11 protein-coding genes are annotated in these 18,455 nt (G+C 71.5%); 5 read left to right on the top strand and 6 right to left on the bottom strand.

What is annotated here, in order from left to right:
* Nucleotides 1–77: 77 nt before the first annotated feature.
* The gene (locus tag AC3AGO_RS10165) at nt 78–1,835 is read right to left on the bottom strand and encodes an AMP-binding protein (RefSeq protein ID WP_487819826.1); all 1,758 of its coding nucleotides are present in this window, start codon (nt 1,833–1,835) and stop codon (nt 78–80) included.
* A gap of 102 nt (nt 1,836–1,937) precedes the next feature.
* Here AC3AGO_RS10165 and AC3AGO_RS10160 point away from each other — a divergent pair, with 102 nt between their 5' ends.
* Nucleotides 1,938–3,065 (top strand): acyl-CoA dehydrogenase family protein, encoded by a 1,128-nt coding sequence (locus tag AC3AGO_RS10160; RefSeq protein ID WP_487819825.1) that lies wholly within the window; start codon nt 1,938–1,940, stop codon nt 3,063–3,065.
* The gene (locus AC3AGO_RS10155; protein WP_487819824.1) at nt 3,062–3,460 is read left to right on the top strand and encodes a RidA family protein; all 399 of its coding nucleotides are present in this window, start codon (nt 3,062–3,064) and stop codon (nt 3,458–3,460) included. Before AC3AGO_RS10160 ends, AC3AGO_RS10155 begins: the two co-directional genes overlap by 4 nt.
* A 27-nt stretch (nt 3,461–3,487) precedes the next feature.
* Here the strand turns inward: AC3AGO_RS10155 and AC3AGO_RS10150 are convergent, their stop codons facing one another.
* The 3 genes from AC3AGO_RS10150 to AC3AGO_RS10140 form a co-directional block, all read right to left on the bottom strand.
* Nucleotides 3,488–4,048 (bottom strand): NUDIX hydrolase, encoded by a 561-nt coding sequence (locus AC3AGO_RS10150; protein WP_487819823.1) that lies wholly within the window; start codon nt 4,046–4,048, stop codon nt 3,488–3,490.
* 75 nt (nt 4,049–4,123) lie between these two features.
* Nucleotides 4,124–4,927, bottom strand: a complete 804-nt coding sequence (locus AC3AGO_RS10145; RefSeq protein WP_487819822.1) for an isocitrate lyase/PEP mutase family protein — start codon at nt 4,925–4,927, stop codon at nt 4,124–4,126.
* On the bottom strand, nt 4,924–5,676 hold the full coding sequence (locus AC3AGO_RS10140; protein WP_487819821.1) for an ArsR/SmtB family transcription factor: 753 nt from the start codon (nt 5,674–5,676) through the stop codon (nt 4,924–4,926). The genes AC3AGO_RS10145 and AC3AGO_RS10140 overlap by 4 nt, the downstream gene beginning before the upstream one ends.
* Nucleotides 5,677–6,014: 338 nt before the next feature.
* Here AC3AGO_RS10140 and AC3AGO_RS10135 point away from each other — a divergent pair, with 338 nt between their 5' ends.
* The gene (locus AC3AGO_RS10135) at nt 6,015–8,531 is read left to right on the top strand and encodes a glycosyltransferase (RefSeq protein ID WP_487819820.1); all 2,517 of its coding nucleotides are present in this window, start codon (nt 6,015–6,017) and stop codon (nt 8,529–8,531) included.
* Complete coding sequence (locus tag AC3AGO_RS10130; protein WP_487819819.1) at nt 8,528–9,850, top strand: acyltransferase family protein; 1,323 nt, start codon at nt 8,528–8,530, stop codon at nt 9,848–9,850. Before AC3AGO_RS10135 ends, AC3AGO_RS10130 begins: the two co-directional genes overlap by 4 nt.
* A 58-nt stretch (nt 9,851–9,908) precedes the next feature.
* Here the strand turns inward: AC3AGO_RS10130 and AC3AGO_RS10125 are convergent, their stop codons facing one another.
* Nucleotides 9,909–11,438: a helix-turn-helix domain-containing protein gene (locus tag AC3AGO_RS10125; protein WP_487819818.1), complete on the bottom strand. Its 1,530-nt coding sequence runs from the start codon at nt 11,436–11,438 to the stop codon at nt 9,909–9,911.
* 321 nt (nt 11,439–11,759) lie between these two features.
* Between AC3AGO_RS10125 and acnA the strand changes: the two genes are divergently transcribed.
* Entirely contained in the window at nt 11,760–14,483 is a 2,724-nt protein-coding gene (gene acnA / locus AC3AGO_RS10120) for an aconitate hydratase AcnA (protein WP_487819817.1), read from the top strand.
* A gap of 302 nt (nt 14,484–14,785) precedes the next feature.
* On the opposite strand, the gene AC3AGO_RS10115 is transcribed toward acnA, so the two are convergent.
* The gene (locus AC3AGO_RS10115; protein WP_487819816.1) at nt 14,786–18,178 is read right to left on the bottom strand and encodes a GH92 family glycosyl hydrolase; all 3,393 of its coding nucleotides are present in this window, start codon (nt 18,176–18,178) and stop codon (nt 14,786–14,788) included.
* Nucleotides 18,179–18,455: the final 277 nt, after the last annotated feature.

Raw genomic sequence — 18,455 nt, 5'->3', positions numbered from 1 at the left:
ACACCTCCTTGTAATATACAACTATTCTGGCACAGGTGATCCGGGCGCCGGAAGCCCCCGCGCCCGGCCCCCGTGCGTCAGCCCTCCGTGTCGGGCTCCGGATCCTCCGTGCCGCCCGCTGTGTCCCCGTCCGTGCCGCCCTCCCGCAGGCGGAAGCGCTGCAGTTTGCCCGTCGGGGTGCGCGGCAGGGAGTCCGCGAAGACGACCGTGCGCGGGCACTTGTACGGCGTGAGTTCCGCCGCGGTGAACTTCCGCAGCGCCTCCGCCGTTTCGCCGCTGCGCGCCGCGCCCTCCCGCAGGACGACGTGCGCGACCACCGTCTGGCCGCGCCGCTCGTCCGGCCGTCCCACCACGGCCGCCTCCAGGACGTCGGGATGGCGCAGCAGCGCCTCCTCCACCTCCGGCCCGGCGATGTTGTAGCCCGCGGAGATGATCATGTCGTCGGCGCGTGCCACGTAGCGGAACCAGCCGTCCGGCTCCCGCACATAGGTGTCGCCGGTGATGTTCCAGCCGTCCCGTACGTACTGCCGCTGCCGTTCGTCGGCCAGGTAGCGGCAGCCGACAGGGCCGCGCACGGCGAGCAGGCCCGGGTCGCCGTCCGGCACGGCGGTCACCCGGTCCGTGCCATCGCCGTCCTGTGTCACGCGCACCACGCGTGCCTCGAACCCGGGCACCGGCAGTCCTGTGGTGCCCGGCCGGATGTCGTCGTCGGCCGCCGCGATGAAGATGTGCAGCATCTCGGTGGCCCCGATGCCGTTGATCAGACGTAGCCCCGTCCGCTCGTACCAGCCCTGCCATGTGGCGGCCGGCAGGTTCTCGCCGGCGGACACGCAGCGGCGCAGCGACGACAGGTCGTACGGGGTGCCGCGCTCCTCGGCGGCCGCCAGCTCGCCCAGCATGCCCCGGTACGCGGTGGGGGCCGTGAACAGGACGGACACCCGGTGTTCCCGGATCGCTTCGAGCATCTGGCCCGTGCCGCTCCACTGTTCCAGCACCGCAGAGGCGCCCGCGCGCAGCGGGAAGACCACCAGACCGCCGAGGCCGAAGGTGAAGCCCAGTGGCGGGCTGCCGGCGAACACGTCGTCCGGCTCGGGCTGCAGTACGTGCGCGGAGAACGTGTCCGCGATGGCCAGGACGTCCCGGTGGAAGTGCACGCAGCCCTTCGGCCTGCCGGTGGTGCCCGAGGTGAAGGCGATCAGCGCCACGTCGTCGGCGGCGGTGGGGACCGGCTCGAACGGCTCGTGCGGGCTCCCGGCGGCGGGCAGCAGTCCCTCGCGCCCCTCGCCGCCGAACGCCGTGACGCGCAGGTCCGGCACCTCCGCGCGGTACAGGCCCTCCAGCGAGCGGGCGTCGCACAGCGCGTGGCGCACCTCGGCGATGTCGCAGATGGTGCGCAGTTCGTGCGGGCTCTGCGCGGCGAGCACGGTGACCGCCACGGCGCCCGCCTTCATGACGGCCAGCCAGCAGGCCGCCAGCTGCGGGGTGTTGGGGCCGCGCAGCAGTACGCGGCTGCCGGGTACGACGCCCAGGTCGCCGGTGAGCACGTGGGCGATGTGGTCGACGCGGGCCTGCAACTCGCCGTAGGACCAGACCTCCCCGTCGCTTCCGCCCGTACGGAACGCGGGTCTGCCGGGGCCGAAACGCTCGACTGTGCGGTCCAGCAGTTCGGCGCCGCAGTTGAGCCGCTCGGGGTAGCGCAGTCCGAGGCCGGGGCCCGGGCGCGGCCACTGTGCGGCCGGGGGCAGATGGTCGCGGGCGAACGTGTCGACGTGCGCCGACGGGCTGAGGTCCGGCGGGGTGAGGTCCGACGAGCTGAGGTCCGGGGTGAGGTCCATGGCGGGTGCGCCCCCTCGCGTGCACTCCTGTGCGTCCTGTGCGCCTGAGCGTAACGTGGTTGTGACGACAGTCAACGCTCCGCGATACGGGAGGAGTCGCCGATGCCGGCGTTCGCTCTGGACCCAGAGCAGCAGGAGTGGTGCCGCGAGCTGCGTGCGCTCGCGGACGAGCGGCTCGCGCCCCTCGCGCGTGCCGGTGAACCGGGCCGCATCAACCGCAAAATGGTCGCCGCTCTCGGCGAACTCGGCCTGCTGGAGAGTCTGTTCCCGCCGCGGGGCAGCGCACTGGAGCTGTGCCTGTTGCGGGAGTCCCTCGCATACGCCTGTACGGAGGCCGAGACGGCGCTGGCCCTGCAGGGGCTGGGCGCAGGGCCGCTGGCGCAGGACGGCACCGACGCACAACGCGCGCGCTGGCTCGGGGAGGTGACGGCCGGACGGGCCGTCGCGGGCTTCGCGCTGAGCGAGCCCGGCGCGGGCAGCGACGCGGCGGCGCTGGAGCTGCGGGCCGAGCCGTCCGAGGACGGCTGGACACTGACCGGCACCAAGACGTGGATCTCCAACGCGCCCTCCGCCGACGTGTACACGGTGTTCGCCCGGACGACACAGGGCGCGGGCGCGCGGGGTGTGACGGCCTTCCTGGTGCCCGGGGACAGGCCGGGGCTGACCGGCGAACCGCTCGACATGCTGTCCCCGCACCCCATCGGCACGCTGCACTTCGACGGCGTGCCCGTCACCCGCGACGACCTGCTCGGCGAGACCGACCGCGGGTTCACCGTCGCCATGCGGACCCTCAATCTGTTCCGGCCCAGCGTGGGCGCCTTCGCCATCGGCATGGCGCAGGCCGCACTCGACGCGGCGCTCGAACACGCGGACACGCGGCCCGCGTTCGGCGGCGTCCTGCGCGACCTGCAGACCGTCGCGCACCAGCTGGCGGAGACGGCGACCCGCGTGGAAGCGGCACGGCTGCTCGTGTACGCCGCGGCAGCCGCGTACGACAGGGGGCCCGCCGAGGGGGAACACAGCGTCGCGAAGCACGCGGCCATGGCCAAACTGCTCGCCACGGAGACGGCACAACAGGCCGTCGACACGGCCGTCCAGATCCACGGCGCCGCGGCACTGCAGCGCGGGCACCTCCTCGAGCATCTCTACCGGGAGGTCCGCGCCCCGCGCATCTACGAGGGAGCCAGCGAAGTGCAGCGAACCGTCATCGCGAAGGAGCTGTTCCGGTGAGCCTGGAGCGCGTCAACCCGCCCGGACTGTCCCCGCCCACAGGGTTCTCCCACGCCGTCACCGCGACGGGCTCCCGCCTCGTCCTGCTCGCGGGCCAGACGGCGCTGGACGGGGACGGCAAGGTCACGGGTGGCACGCTGCCCGCCCAGTTCGAGCGCGCCCTGTCCAACCTGCTGACCGCTCTGCACGCCGCGGGCGGCACTCCCGCGGATCTCGCCCGCGTCACCGTCTACACGACGGACGTCGACGCCTACCGCACGCACGCGGCCGAACTGGGCCGCATCTGGCGCGCGTCGGCCGGCCGGGACTATCCGGCGATGGCGGTCATCGGAGCGGTCCGCCTGTGGGACGAGGAGGCCCTGGTCGAACTGGACGGCCTCGCGGTCCTGGAGTGACGCCCCGGAAAGGCCGGTGACGGGGCGTCAGGCGCCGGGCAGCAGGCGTTCCGTGCGGTGCAGGGTCTCGCGCAGGTTGAGCTCCGCGGTGGCCGCGCGCGCTTCCCCGGGGGACAGCCACCGTACGGGCGCCGACGGGTTCTCGGCGCGTGCCGCTTCCGGGGTGCCGGTGGCGAGGACGAAGCGCAGGTCGACGTGTTCGTGGGCCGGTTCACGGTCCGAGGCCGGCACGGGGACGACGGCGACGTGCACGAGGGAGGCGTCCGGCCAGGGCACCAGGTCGTCGAGCCCCGTCTCCTCCCGCCCTTCGCGCAGGGCGACCTCCAGCGGGTCCTTCTCCCCGGGGTCGGCGTGTCCGCCCACGTGCAGCCAGGTGCCCTGGCGTGCGTGGTGCCGCAGCAGGACGCGCCGCGAGGACGGGTGCACGATGACCGCGGACGCCGTGAAGTGCAGAGGAGTGGAGCGGTCCCACACGTCCTGCGGGGCGTGGCTGTCCAGCAGCGCACCCGCGCGCGCGAAGTCGGCGGATTCCGTGCCGTCCTGCGGCCGGTAGCCGCCGAGCACGTGTGCCAGAGGGTTCGCTGTCACGGAGGTGTCCTTCCGCTTCGCCGTCGGACTGTCGCGGGGACGATAGCCGGGCGGGGAGGCGCACCGCCGGGAATTTCACCCTGTGTGCCCCGCGAGGCCCTGCACCTGCCTGTAGCCGGGCACTCCGTACGCCGGTGTTCCGCAGGACGCGCGCTCCGGGTCCGCGACGGACAGCGCGGTGTCCACCGCGTACCCGAGCGCCGCACGGAACAGCAGCGAACCGAGCGACACACGGGCCACGCCGAGCTCGGCCAGCCGCGCGTACGTGTGACTGCCGGGCGTGAACAGGACGTTGAGCGGTACGGGACTCTCGCCGGCCAGCGCCGTGATGTCCGCCTCCGCTGCCAGCCCCGGCACGAACACGCCGTCCGCGCCCGCCGCCGCGTACGCCTGTGTACGGCGCACTGCCGCGCTCACCGTCGGCTCGGCCTGCCACCAGTGCGTGTCCGTCCGGGCGTTGACGAACAGCCGTGGCGCGGCCTGCTTCACCGCGCTGATCTTCGCGGCGTGCCGGGCCTCTTCGGTCAGCGTGCCGTCGGGCAGACCGTCCTCCAGATTGACGCCGGCGACGCCCGCCGCGGACAGTTCGGCCGCCAGCCCGGCGACGTCCTCGGGGTCCTCGCTGAAGCCGCCCTCGATGTCGACGGTGACCGGCACCGGCAGCTTCGCCAGCCCCCGCCCCAGCGCGAGGGTCTGGGCGCGCGCCGCGCCCGTACCGTCCGGCAGTCCCGCGGCGGCGGCCACGCCGAGACTCGTCGTCCCGACGGCGGCGAACCCCTCCTCGCACAGCGCGGCGGCCGAGGCGTGGTCCCAGGCGTTGGGCAGCAGCAGGGGGCGCGCACCGTGGTGCAGTTCGCGCAGGGTCTCGTACATGCTCATCCGCCGGCCTCCATGCCGATGTCCCGCACGTCGATGTCCAACAGCTCCCGCAGCGCTTCCCTGCCGTCGGGGGTGACCCGCAACGCCCGCGCGCTGCCGATGCGTTCGCACCATCCGGCCTTCAGTGCGTGCGTGCACAGTTCGGCACCGGCGAGCCCGGCCAGATGGGGGCGGCGTTCCGTCCAGTCGACACAGGAACGCGCCACAGGACGGCGGCTGCGCGGCCGGCGGTCTGTCAGATGGATGTCCAGTTCCCGGAACCACGCCAGCCCCTCGTCGGTCACCGAGAACCCCGTCGTCCCCTGCAGCAGTCCGCGCCGCAGGAGTCCGTCGGTGACCGCGACGCCCAGCCGTCCGGCGAGATGGTCGTAGCAGGTGCGGGCCCGCGCCATGGCCGCACTGGCCGACGAGGCGCGCAGCGTGCGCGGCGGGGGAGGGGGTTCGGCGTGCGCCAGCATGTCCTCGATCAGCTGGGCGAGTTGCGGGTCCGGCAGCCGTACGTACCGGTGCCGTCCCACCCGCTGTTCGTCGAGCAGCCCGCCCTCCACCAGCTTGTCCAGATGGCTGCTCGCGGTGGCGGCCGACACCCCCGCGCCGCGCGCCAGTTCACCCGCGGTCCAGGCCCGCCCGTCCAGCAGCGCCAGCACGAAGCGCGCTCGCGTCTCGTCCGCGAGCAGTCCGGCCAGCCGTGCGAGCTGCGGCCCTGTGTGCTCGGGGCGTCCGGCGCGGGCCCGTGTACGTCTCTCCATGCACACAGCATGCGCCCCGGACACTTCGCCGCCCGTCGAAGTGTCCGGGGCGGTACGTGGCCGTTCCCGGCGGCGGGCCGACTCCGGGTTGCGTACTGGCCCCCGGGGCCCCGTCCCCGTGCCCTTTACGCAGGTGACCGGAACGTCAACTTCCGTTGGTCGGCGGGGAGTTGACCGGAAGGAGGCAAGCGTTAACGGGAGCGTCACGCGAGCGAGGGAGCAGCTTCACAGCGCGCACCGAGGCTGAGGTGCAGCCCGGGGCCACAGTGACGTCGTCCCGCCGTGCACCGCACGACAGCAGGTCCTCCCCACAGATCCCTGACCAGGATGGGACCCACATGCGAATACAGGTGCGCACCTCGCACCCCTCGGCCGCCCCGCCCACGACCGCCCCCGGCACTCCGGCCTCGCCGGGGACCGCCGGGACATCCCGTACCCCCGGACACGTCCTCGCCGTCGGCACCCCGGGGTCCCGGCGGGAACGGCTGGTCCGGAACCTCGTCGCGGGCGGGCACGACGTCAGCCACGCGAACCCCGGCGAACTGGCCGAACGCCTCCGCCAGGCACCGCCCGACGCCATCGTCGCCCTCCACGAACCGGAACGACCGGAACAACCGCACCCAGCCCCGCCCCGCCCCGAGGACACCGCCCGAACCGAGGACACGGCCCTCTCCCGCGTCGTCGACGAGATCCGCGCCGAACCCGCGGGCAGCGCGCTGCCGTTGCTCATGGTCACCTCGGGACCGGCGGGTCCCGCCGAGGTGGCGGGGCTGCTGCGGCAGGGCGCCGACGACTGCGTACCCGAGGAGTCGCACCCGGAGGATCTGTCCGCGCGCATCGAGGCCAAGCTGCTCCGCGTGCCCGTACCGGTGGAGAACCTGCTCCGCGATCCCCTCACCGGCCTCTACTCCGGACGGCACTTCCACGACGAGCTCGACCGCGAGCTGGGCCGCCCCGGCACCGGACGGCGGCAGGGCGCGCGCCAGGGCGTCATGGCCGTGGTCGCCGTCGCGGAGACCGCGGCGCTGGAGAAGCGGCTCGGGCCCCGCGTACGGCGCGAGATCGCGGAGCGTCTCGCCGGTGTCGCGGAGCGCGTCGCCGGCGCCAGCGACCGGCTCGGCTGGGACGACGACGGGCACCTGCTCGTCCTCATGCCCGCCGTCGACGAGGAGAGGGCGCGCCGCGCCCTCCAGGAGTTCGCGCACGCGGTGGCCGGCGCGCGCTTCGTCGTCGTCGACGAGAACGTGCGGCTCACCCCGGCCGTCGGCTGGGCCCCGCTCGCCGAGTGCGCCGACGGCACGCACGCCGTCGCGCAGGCACGGGACGCCGTCGAAGAGGCCCTGCGCCACGGTGACCTGAGACCCGTGCGGTACGCGCCGTGGATGCGCGCCACGGCGCGCGGCCGGCACGGAGGAATCCGTCCCGGCGCGCTGCTGCGCACCCTGCTCTCCGCGTTCTCGCCGCTGCTCACCCTCGTCCTCGGCATCGGTGTGCCGTTCGCGCTCTACCAGCAACTCGCCGCACTGGGCTGGGACATCACCTCCGGCGTGTACTGGGTGGTGGTGTGCGGGCTGCTGCTGTCGGCGGGACTGATCGTCGTGGAGTGCCTGTTCTCGCTGGACGCGGCCACGCGTCCGGCGGAGCCCGCGCAGCCGTTCCCGCCGGCGAGCGCGGTGATCGCGGCGTACCTGCCGAACGAGGCGGCCACCGTCGTCGAGACCGTCGAGTCCTTCCTCCGCCTCGACTACCCGGGCGAGCTGGAGGTCGTGCTCGCCTACAACACGCCGCACCCCCTCCCCGTCGAGGACACCCTGCGCGACATCGCCCGCGGCGACCCGCGGCTCGTGCTGCTGCCCGTGCGCGGCAGCACGTCCAAGGCGCAGAACATCAACGCCGCGGTGACGCGCGTACGCGGCGAGTTCGTCGGCATCTTCGACGCGGACCACCACCCGGAGCCGGACTCCTTCCGGCACGCCTGGCACTGGCTCTCGCACGGCTACGACGTCGTGCAGGGGCACTGCCTGATCCGGAACGGCGACAGCTCGTGGGTGGCCCGGCTGGTCGCGGTGGAGTTCGAGACGATCTACGCGGTCAGCCATCCGGGCCGTACGCGGCTGTACGGCTTCGGCGTGTTCGGCGGCTCCAACGGCTTCTGGCGCACCGATCTGCTGGCCCGTACGCGCATGCACGGCTCGATGCTCACCGAGGACATCGACTCCACGCTGCGGGCGCTCCACGAGGGCGCGCGCTTCGCCGTCGACCGCACGCTCATCTCCCGCGAACTCGCGCCCACGATGCTCAGGCCGCTGTGGAACCAGCGGGCGCGGTGGGCGCAGGGGTGGCTCCAGGTGTCCCTCAAGTACCTGTGGGGCGGCCTGCGTTCACCCGTCTTCACCCTCCGCCAGAAGACCGGCCTGTTGGTCCTGCTCGGCTGGCGCGAGATACAGCCCTGGCTGACGCTCCAGATCATCCCCGTCCTGCTGCACTCCGTGCTGCGCGAGGGCGGGCCCGGACGGCTCGACTGGGCGGTGCCGGTCTGCCTGCTGGCGACGCTGCTCACGCTGTCGGCGGGGCTGGTGCAGACGGGGCTCGCCCGGCGGCTCGCCGCGCCCGAACTGCGGCGCCGGCGCGGCTGGTTCCTCAGCTATCTGTTCGTCTCCTCGTTCTTCTACACCCACTTCAAGAATCTGGTCGCCCGCCAGGCCCACCTCAAGGAGGCCCTCGGCGACCGCCAGTGGCGGGTCACCCCGCGCGCGGCGGACCGCGACCGCGATCCCGAACTGCCGGGCCCCGACCCGCGGAACCCGGCCGGGACGCAGAGCCCCGCCGGGGCGGAGGCGGTGGCCCGCGGATGAGCACGTGGACGCAGAACGGCAAGCCGCCGGACGGTACGCCGCGGCGGGAGCCGGGCACGGAGGCCCGGGACCGCCCGGATCCGGAGACGGCGCGCGGCCCGGTGCGGAACACCCCGCGGGCCGGGACCGGTCCGGGCTCCCCGCCCGAGGGGGCGCCCGCCCGCAGCCGGGCCCGCGAGATCGAGGGCTACCGCGGCATCGCCGCGCTCAGCACCGTCGTCTTCCACGTGTGGCAGCAGTACATGCGCTACGACGCGAACGGGCCCCGGCCACCCGTCGACAACCCCGTCCTGCGCGCTGTGCTCTCGCTGGAGGTCATCGACCTCTTCTTCCTGCTCTCCGCCTACCTGCTCACCCTGTCCTACGCCCGCGCCGCCATCGACGGAGGCCCGGTCCGCCCCGCCCGCGCCTTCCTCTTCCGGAGGGCGATCCGCATCGTCCCGCTCTACTTCCTCGCGGTGCTCGTCGTCTGGGCCGCCCGCAACCCCGAACTCCCCGGCGACTGGCTCGACCTGGCGGAGCACCTGACGTTCACCCACGTCCTCGACCGGGAGCGGATCTTCTACACCCTCGGCCCCTCCTGGTCGCTCTCCCTGGAGATCCTCTTCTACCTCTTCATCGCCGTCCTCGGCCCGCTCGCGGTCCGCGCCTGCCGCCGCCTGGACCGGCGCCGTACGCGGGCGGCCGTCTGCGCCGGCGGCTGCGCGGCCCTGTTCGCGCTGCCGGTGCTGTGGCTCGCCGTCGCGCACTACGTGCTGCGGATCCCGGAGGTCAACTGGCCCGTGTACTTCGGCCCGCAGGCCCGCTTCGGCGGCTTCGCCGCGGGGATGGGGCTCGCCGTACTGGTCACGGCGCTCGGCGGGCGCGGGCGTCCCGGACCCGCCGCGGCGACCCCGCTCGCGGCGCTCGCCGTGGCCGGGCTGCTGACGTTGTCGGGGCTCTCCGCGGACCACGGCAGCGCGGCCGCGGTCTTCTACCACCCGCTCGCCGCGCTGCTCTGGCTGCTGCTCGTGTACGTCACCGTGCACGTGGCCCAACGGGCCCGCTGGCACAGGATGTTGACGGCCCGCGCGCTGACGGGGGTGGGCCTGGTGAGCTACAGCCTCTTCATCTGGCACGAGCCGGTGATGCTGCTCCTGTACGACGGCGGGGTGCTGCCGTCCTCCCAGGCGGGGTTCCCCCTGGCCCTGGTGTTGGTCCTGGCGGCCGCGCTCCCCGTGGCATGGCTCAGCTACTGGGCGCTGGAGCATCCCGTCAGCATGCTGGGGCGCCTGCGTGACGGGGCGGGGCGCCCCCGCGATTTCTACCCACGCGGATAGGAGCGCGTTCCTCCTTTCCGCCGCGGCGGAAAGGAGGAACGCGCTCCGGGCGGGGTTCCTAGATGTCGCGGAACGTCTCGATCTGCGCGCCGACCTCGTTGAGTCGCTCGGCGAGGTCCTCGTAGCCGCGGTTGATGACGTACACGTTGCGCAGCACCGAGGTGCCCTCGGCGGCCAGCATGGCGAGCAGGACGACCACGGCGGGGCGGAGCGCCGGCGGGCACATCATCTCCGCGGCCCGCCAGCGGGTCGGGCCCTCGACGAGGACGCGGTGCGGGTCGAGCAACTGGAGCCTGCCGCCGAGCCTGTTGAGGTCCGTGAGATAGATGGCGCGGTTGTCGTAGACCCAGTCGTGGATGAGGGTCTTGCCCTGGGCCACGGCCGCGATGGCCGCGAAGAACGGGACGTTGTCGATGTTCAGGCCGGGGAACGGCATCGGGTGGATCTTGTCGATGGGCGCCTCCAGCTTGGAGGGGTGCACCGTCAGATCGATCAGCCGGGTACGGCCGTTGTCCGCCGGGTACTCCTCGCCGCGGTCCACGACGAGGCCCATCTCCTCCAGCACGGCCAGCTCGATCTCCAGGAACTCCGCCGGTACGCGGCGCACCGTCAGCTCCGACTCGGTGACAACTGCCGCCGCCAGCAGGCTCATCGCCTCGACCGGGTCCTCGGAGGGGGAGTAGTCGACGTCGACGTCGATCTCCGGGATGCCGTGCACGGTCAGCGTGGTGGTGCCCACGCCCTCCACCCGCACGCCCAGCTCCTCCAGGAAGAAGCAGAGGTCCTGGACCATGTAGTTGGACGAGGCGTTGCGGATGACGGTGACGCCGTCGTGCCGTGCGGCGGCCATCAGAGCGTTCTCCGTGACGGTGTCCCCGCGCTCGGTCAGCACGATGGGGCGCTGCGGTCCGGTGCCGCGGCTGACCTCCGCGTGGTACAGGCCCTCGGTGGCGGTGACGTCGAGGCCGAAGGGGCGCAGCGCGGTCATGTGCGGCTGCACGGTGCGGGTGCCCAGATCGCAGCCGCCGGCGTAGGGGATGCGGAAGTTGTCGATCCGGTGCAGCAGCGGGCCGAGGAACATGATGATGCTCCGGGTGCGGCGCGCCGCCTCCTCGTCGATGGCGTCCAGGTCGAGCTCGGCCGGCGGCACGATCTCCAGGTCGGCGCCGTCGTTGATCCAGCGGGCCCGGACGCCGACGGAGGAGAGCACCTCCAGGATCCGGAAGACCTCCTCGATACGGGCGACCCGGCGCAGCACCGTACGGCCGGAGTTGAGGAGCGAGGCGCAGAGCAGGGCGACGCAGGCGTTCTTGCTCGTCTTGACGTCGATGCTGCCGGACAGCCGCCGGCCGCCGACGACTCGCAGGTGCATGGGTCCCGAGTAGCCGAGCGAGACGATTTCACTGTCGAGCGCCTCGGAAATCCGGGCGATCATCTCAAGGCTGATGTTCTGGTTGCCGCGCTCGATGCGGTTCACCGCACTCTGGCTGGTGGCCAGTGCCTCCGCGAGTTGCGCCTGGGTCCACCCGCGGTGCTGGCGGGCGTCGCGGATGAGGTGGCCGATGCGTGCGAGGTAGTCGTCGCTCATGGACATCACGATATCTCAGATGTGAGATAGAGCTGTCCCCGGGGTCCCGTATACGGGGGGTGGGGGCGAGGAGAGAGGGACCCAGCCGCCGTGCGCGAACCCGTCGGATTACGTACGGGATGCGCACGGCGGACCGGAACCGGCAGCGGTACGGCGGGGCAGGGCATGACCTTCCCGCGGCGGTGTACTAGGGTTATCTCGACATCGAGATAACTGGCCCGAGACTGACCCAGGGGCACACGACCGCTGCAAGTAAGGCTTACCTAACTAAGCCTTGCCCACCATAGCGGATCGGCTATTCATGCACTGAAGGAGACTGTCGTGTCGGCGAACAGCTTCGACGCCCGCAGCACGCTGCAGGTGGGCGACGAGTCGTACGAGATCTTCAAACTGGACAAGGTGGAGGGCTCCGCCCGCCTCCCGTACAGCCTGAAGGTCCTGCTGGAGAACCTGCTCCGCACGGAGGACGGCGCGAACATCACCGCCGATCACATCCGTGCGCTCGGCGGCTGGGATCCCAGCGCGCAGCCCAGTGAGGAAATCCAGTTCACGCCGGCTCGCGTGATCATGCAGGACTTCACGGGTGTGCCGTGTGTCGTCGACCTCGCCACCATGCGCGAGGCCGTCAAGGAACTGGGCGGCGACCCGGCGAAGATCAACCCGCTCGCCCCCGCCGAGCTGGTCATCGACCACTCCGTGGTGGCCGACAAGTTCGGTACCGCGAACGCCTTCGCGCAGAACGTGGAGCTGGAGTACGGCCGCAACCGCGAGCGGTACCAGTTCCTGCGCTGGGGCCAGACCGCGTTCGACGAGTTCAAGGTCGTCCCGCCCGGCACCGGCATCGTCCACCAGGTGAACATCGAGCACCTGGCCCGCACCGTCATGGTCCGCAACGGCCAGGCGTACCCCGACACCCTCGTCGGCACCGACTCGCACACCACCATGGTCAACGGCCTCGGTGTGCTGGGCTGGGGCGTCGGCGGCATCGAGGCCGAGGCCGCGATGCTGGGCCAGCCGGTCTCGATGCTCATCCCGCGCGTCGTCGGCTTCAAGCTGACCGGCCAGCTGCCCACCGGCACCACCGCCACCGACCTGGTGCTGACCATCACCGAGATGCTGCGCAAGCACGGTGTGGTCGGCAAGTTCGTGGAGTTCTACGGTGACGGCGTCGGTGCCGTGCCGCTGGCGAACCGCGCCACGATCGGCAACATGTCGCCGGAGTTCGGCTCCACCGCGGCGATCTTCCCGATCGACGAGGAGACCATCAACTACCTGAAGCTCACCGGCCGCGACGAGCAGCAGCTCGCCCTGGTCGAGGCGTACGCCAAGGAGCAGGGTCTCTGGCACGACGCCGCGCACGAGCCGGAGTACAGCGAGTACCTGGAGCTGGACCTCTCCACCGTCGTGCCGTCGATCGCCGGCCCGAAGCGCCCGCAGGACCGGATCGCGCTGGCCGACTCCAAGCAGCAGTTCGGCCAGGACGTGAAGAACTACGTCTCCGAGGAGACCGACCTGGACGAGGCGGGCAAGGAGTCCTTCCCGGCCTCCGACGCGCCGGCCGTCTCCAACGGCGTGCCCAGCAAGCCCACCCAGGTGACGGGCCCCGACGGCAAGACGTACGAGATCGACCACGGTGCGGTGGCCGTCGCGGCCATCACCTCCTGCACCAACACCTCGAACCCGTACGTCATGGTCGGCGCCGCGCTGGTCGCCAAGAAGGCCGTGGAGAAGGGCCTGACCCGCAAGCCGTGGGTCAAGACCACCCTGGCCCCGGGCTCCCAGGTCGTCATGGACTACTACGACCGCGCGGGCCTCACGCCGTACCTGGACAAGCTGGGCTTCAACCTCGTCGGCTACGGCTGCACCACCTGCATCGGCAACTCCGGCCCGCTGCCGGAGGAGATCTCCGAGGCCGTCAACGAGGCCGACCTGGCCGTCGCCGCGGTGCTCTCCGGCAACCGCAACTTCGAGGGCCGGATCAACCCCGACGTCAAGATGAACTACCTGGCGTCCCCGCCGCTGGTCGTCGCCTACGCGATCGCCGGTTCCATGAAGGTGGACATCACCACCGAGGCGCTCGGCACCGACCAGGACGGCAACCCGGTCTACCTGGAGGACATCTGGCCCTCCGAGCGCGAGGTCGAAGAGGTCGTCGCGAGCGCCATCGGCCAGGAGATGTTCAGCAAGTCCTACGCGGACGTCTTCGCCGGCGACGCCCAGTGGCAGGCGCTTCCGGTGCCGACCGGCAACACCTTCGAGTGGGACAACGAGTCCACGTACGTGCGCAAGCCCCCGTACTTCGAGGGCATGGGCATGGAGCCGGCCCCGGTCGAGGACATCTCCGGCGCCCGCGTGCTGGCCAAGCTGGGCGACTCGGTCACCACCGACCACATCTCCCCGGCCGGTGCGATCAAGGCCGACACCCCGGCGGGCAAGTACCTCACGGAACACGGCATCGAGCGCCGCGACTTCAACAGCTACGGCTCGCGCCGCGGCAACCACGAGGTCATGATCCGCGGTACGTTCGCCAACATCCGCCTGCGCAACCAGATCGCGCCGGGCACCGAGGGCGGCTTCACGCGTGACTTCACGCAGGAGGGCGGCCCGGTCTCCTTCATCTACGACGCGTCGCAGAACTACCAGGCGCAGGGCACCCCGCTGGTCATCCTCGCGGGCAAGGAGTACGGCTCCGGCTCGTCCCGCGACTGGGCGGCCAAGGGCACCGCGCTGCTGGGCGTCAAGGCCGTCGTCGCCGAGTCGTACGAGCGCATCCACCGCTCGAACCTCATCGGCATGGGCGTCCTCCCGCTCCAGTTCCCGGAGGGCGCCACCGCCGAGTCGCTGGGCTTCAGCGGCGAGGAGACCTTCTCGGTCAGCGGCATCGCCGCCATCAACGACGGCGGTATCCCGGAGACCGTGAAGGTGACCACGGACAGCGGCGTCGAGTTCGACGCCAAGGTCCGCATCGACACCCCCGGCGAGGCGGACTACTACCGCAACGGCGGCATCCTGCAGTACGTGCTGCGGTCGCTCATCTCCGAGTGAGCGAGGGCCCCTTGTGAGGGGCCGGGCAGCCGAGGGCCGCATCCCGTGAGCGATTCACGGGATGCGGCCCTTCCGCGTACGCGGAGCGTGCCCCCGCCCCGCCCCTTCCCGAAACCGGGGACACCCCGGACCCCGGTCCCTTCCCGCGCTCCCCTCCCGCCGCAGCGGAAAGCCGCCCGGTGGCAGCCACCGGCGGTGTGAGCGCAGGCCGCGCTCACACCGCCGGCACGTCACGCTCGACTCCCCTGCCGCCGCGGCGGAAAGGGTTGCAGGTACCCCTGCAAGAAACGGGAAGGGGCGGGTCAGGGGCGAGACTCCCGGGCCGGGGCCGTACGGCCCAGGAGTTCGACCTCGGAGAGCGTGCTCTCACCCCGGGGAACCAGGCGGTACGCCGCATACGTGGCCGACTGCCGCAGCGCGAAGACCCGCGTCTGCTTGTCCCAGCGGAACGTCTCGCCCGCGCGCCGGTCCACCGCGTGCCACCGCTTCCCGTCGGCGGAGCCCTCCAGCGTCCAGCCCTCCGGGGCCTGTTGGCGCTGCGCCGAGGTGAGGGTGTACGACGTGACGCGGGCGCCCTCGCGGACCTTCACGGGTGCGTCGGACACCGGGCCCGCCGTCTCGGACGTGTCGTCCAGGAGCGGCTGTTCCCCCTCGGGTGCCGTCACATCGCCGTCGGGAGAGGGCACCTTGCCGTCCCGGGTGAGGGAGGAGGGGGCGTCCTCCGCCGCCGAGCCCCACTTCGAGGGCTCCGGCCCCATGGTGAACTCCAGCGTGCCGCCGCGGGCCAGCAGCTTGTGGGGGAGCGCCGTGGAGGACCAGGGTTTGCCGTTGACCTTCAGGCCCCGCACGTACACGTTCTTCGCGCTGTTCCGCGGGGCCTTGATCACCAGCTCGCGGCCGTTCTCCAGACGGACCGTCGCCTTCGTGAACAGCGGGGAGCCGACGGCGTATTCGGGCGAGCCCATCACCAGCGGGTAGAAGCCGAGGGCGCTGAAGACGTACCAGGCGGACATCTCGCCGTTGTCCTCGTCGCCCGCGTAGCCCTGCCCGATGTCGCTGCCCAGGTAGAGCCGGTCGAGCGCCTCGCGGACCTTCTCCTGTGTCTTCCAGGGCTGTCCCGCCGCGTCGTAGGTGTACGCGATGTGGTGCGCCGGCTGGTTGCTGTGCCCGTACATGCCCATCCGTACGTCGCGGGCCTCCGTCATCTCGTGGATGACGTTCCCGTACGACCCGGCGTACTTCTTCTCACCGGTCTCCGGGGTGGCGAAGTAGCTGTCCAGCTTCTTGGCGAGCCCGGCCCGGCCGCCGTACAGATTCGCCAGCCCGCGGGTGTCCTGCGGGGCCGTGAAGGCGAAGTTCCAGCCGTTCGTCTCCGTGTAGTCGTGGCCCCACACGCGCGGGTCGTAAGTGGCCGGGGTGAGGCGCCAGTTGCCGTCCGCGTCCTTGCCCTGGAAGAAGCCGACGCCCTTGTCGAACAGCTTCACGTAGTTGAGGGCGCGGTTGCGGAAGTACGCCGACTCCTCCTTGTAGCGCGGCTTCTTCGTCTTCGCGTACAGCATGCTGCCCATCCGCGCGATGCCGGAGTCGTTCAGATAGCCCTCCAGCGCCCAGGACATGCCCTCCTTCGTCGCGGTGCTGGTGTAGCCCAGGAACGGCGAGGTGGTCATGCCCTTGCGGCCGACGCCGGGGTCGGGCGGGGCGACCGTGGCGTTCTTGACGGCCGCGTCGTAGGCGGAGGTGGCGTCGAAACGGACGCCCTTGGCGTACGCGTCGGCGAAGGCCACATCCGAACTGGTGCCGGTCATCAGGTCCGCGTAGCCGGGCGAGGACCAGCGGGAGACCCAGCCGCCGTCCTTGTACTGCTGGACGAACCCGTCGGCCATCCGTCCCGCGCGGCCGGGCGTCAGCAGGGAGTACGCCGGCCAGGTGGTCCGGTAGGTGTCCCAGAAGCCGTTGTTGACGTACACATCACCGTCGACGATCTTCGACCCGGTCTCCGTGGGGGTGTCGGGCTTCTCGGCGGGCGAGAACGGGCTGGCGTACTTCCTGCGTGAACCCACCTGCTCCGAGCCGGAGTTGGGGTAGAGGTACAGCCGGTAGAGGTTGGAGTACAGCGTGGTCAGCTGGTCCTGGCTCGCGCCCTCGACCTCGATCCGCCGCATGATGCCGTCCCACTGGGCTTGCGCCTTCTCCCGTACGCCGTCGAAGGAGGCCGCGGCGGGCAGTTCCCGCCGCAGATTGTCCTTGGCCTGGTCCGTGCTGATGAGCGAGGTCGCGAGGCGCATGGTGACCGTACGGTCCGCGCCCGGCTCGAAGCCCAGATAGCCGGTGACGTCCTCGCCGCCACCGCCGTCCAGCTTGCCGCCGCCCGTGGTGGGGGTGTCGAAGACGCCGTACACGAACATCCGGGTGGCGCCCGTGGACGAGCCGCTCTTCACGTCGGAGAAGCCGGTGACGACGCCCCGTTCGGTGTCCAGGGACAGCCCGCCCTTGTTGTTGACGTTGTCGAAGATCAGGTTCGTGCCGCCGGACGACCCCTTCGGGAAGGTGAAGCGCATCATCGCCGCGTGGTCGGTCGGCGTGATCTCGGTCTTGAGGCCGTTCTCGAACGTGACGCCGTAATAGTGCGGCCTGGCCGTCTCGTTGGAGTGCCGGAAGGGCAGCGCGCGCCCCGTACGGGAGGCGTCCGGGGTGCCGTCGTCCGTCGACGGCATCACCTGGAACGTCTGCCGGTCGCCCATCCAGGGGCTCGGCTCGTGGCTGGCGCCGAATGCCTGGAGTTCCGGCAGATTGTCGGCGTTGTTCTTCCGCGCGTACTCGTACAGCCAGTCCGTGGAGCCCGCGTTGGTCACCGGGGTCCAGAAGTTGAAGCCGTTGGGCACGGCGGTGGCGGGGAAGTTGTTGCCGCGGGAGAAGTCACCGCTGGAGTTGGTGCCGCGGGTCGTCACCGCGTAGTCGGACAGCTGCGTCTTCGGCCTGTCCGCCGCCTTCGGCGCGACGGAGACGTCGTCCACCCAGCCGCTGAACTTCCCGGGACCGGACGGCGCGTCGTACGAGACGAGGACGCGGTCCACCGTCCTGCCCGCGGCGACCTTCCCGATCCGCGCCTCCTTGTGATTCCACTGGTTGACGTAGCTCTTCTTCGAACTCCCCTGGCCGCGCGCGGTCATGGGCGCGCCGTTCCGGTCCGCCGGGTACAGGTCGCTCAGATACGTTCCGTCGGTGAAGACGAGGTCGACCGCCGCGTACGTGGCGGAGTAGGAGCGGTCGCCGTCCGGCATCTCGGGGAAGATCCGGTAGGAGAGGACGGAGTCCGCCGTCACCGGCGTGTCGACGTCGAACACCTTGTTGTCCGCGTACCCCCGCCCGGCGGCCTCGTGCCGGCCGGCGTAGTGCAGCGCGTGCCGGCCGGTATAGCCTGCGTTCTTCTTCGCGGTGGGGGATTCCGCGGGCCCGTCACCCGGCGCCGTCGTCATGCCGTCCGCGAGGCCCCCCGTACGGGCCTTCCCGTCCGGGCCCTGCTCCACCGTGTCCCGCCAGTCGGGGACCGGCTGGCCCGGCTCGAAGGAAGAGGCGAACTCGGGGGAGGGCGTGGGGGGTTGGGGCGCCGCGACCGCCACCCCCTGTGCCGTCGCCACGAGCAGCGCGGCCAGCACCAGGGCGACCGGCCGTCCGGGGAGATGTCTGTGCCGCACGCGAGCCTCTCAGGGGCCGACAACGTTGTCCACGCGAAGTGCAGGGACAAGTAATGTGCGTGGGGCCATTGTTGTCAAGGGTGTCGTGGAAACGCCTGCGGAAACTGAGTCCGCAAAACGGAGAGTCGCGTACCGGATGTCGGGCAGGTCTCAACTCGGGAAAGACTGATGGCCGACCGTGTATTCGATCTTGCCCCGTTGACGGCAAGTGGACTATACCTATCGGCACCTCGAACGGCCCGCCCCATCCGCGCCGTTGGCGGCAGTTCCACCTGCA

Source organism: Streptomyces sp. BL1, assembly GCF_057628045.1.
The sequence above is the reverse complement of the archived record's forward strand: the minus strand, read 5'-3'. Positions and strand labels throughout refer to the sequence as shown.

Excerpts from the sequence above, each read along its gene's own strand:
- AC3AGO_RS10165 (WP_487819826.1), bottom strand. The coding sequence starts at position 1,835 with ATGGACCTCACCCCGGACCTCAGCTCGTCGGACCTCACCCCGCCGGAC.
- AC3AGO_RS10160 (WP_487819825.1), top strand. The coding sequence starts at position 1,938 with ATGCCGGCGTTCGCTCTGGACCCAGAGCAGCAGGAGTGGTGCCGCGAG.
- AC3AGO_RS10145 (WP_487819822.1), bottom strand. The coding sequence starts at position 4,927 with ATGAGCATGTACGAGACCCTGCGCGAACTGCACCACGGTGCGCGCCCC.
- AC3AGO_RS10140 (WP_487819821.1), bottom strand. The coding sequence starts at position 5,676 with ATGGAGAGACGTACACGGGCCCGCGCCGGACGCCCCGAGCACACAGGG.
- AC3AGO_RS10135 (WP_487819820.1), top strand. The coding sequence starts at position 6,015 with ATGCGAATACAGGTGCGCACCTCGCACCCCTCGGCCGCCCCGCCCACG.
- AC3AGO_RS10130 (WP_487819819.1), top strand. The coding sequence starts at position 8,528 with ATGAGCACGTGGACGCAGAACGGCAAGCCGCCGGACGGTACGCCGCGG.
- AC3AGO_RS10125 (WP_487819818.1), bottom strand. The coding sequence starts at position 11,438 with ATGAGCGACGACTACCTCGCACGCATCGGCCACCTCATCCGCGACGCC.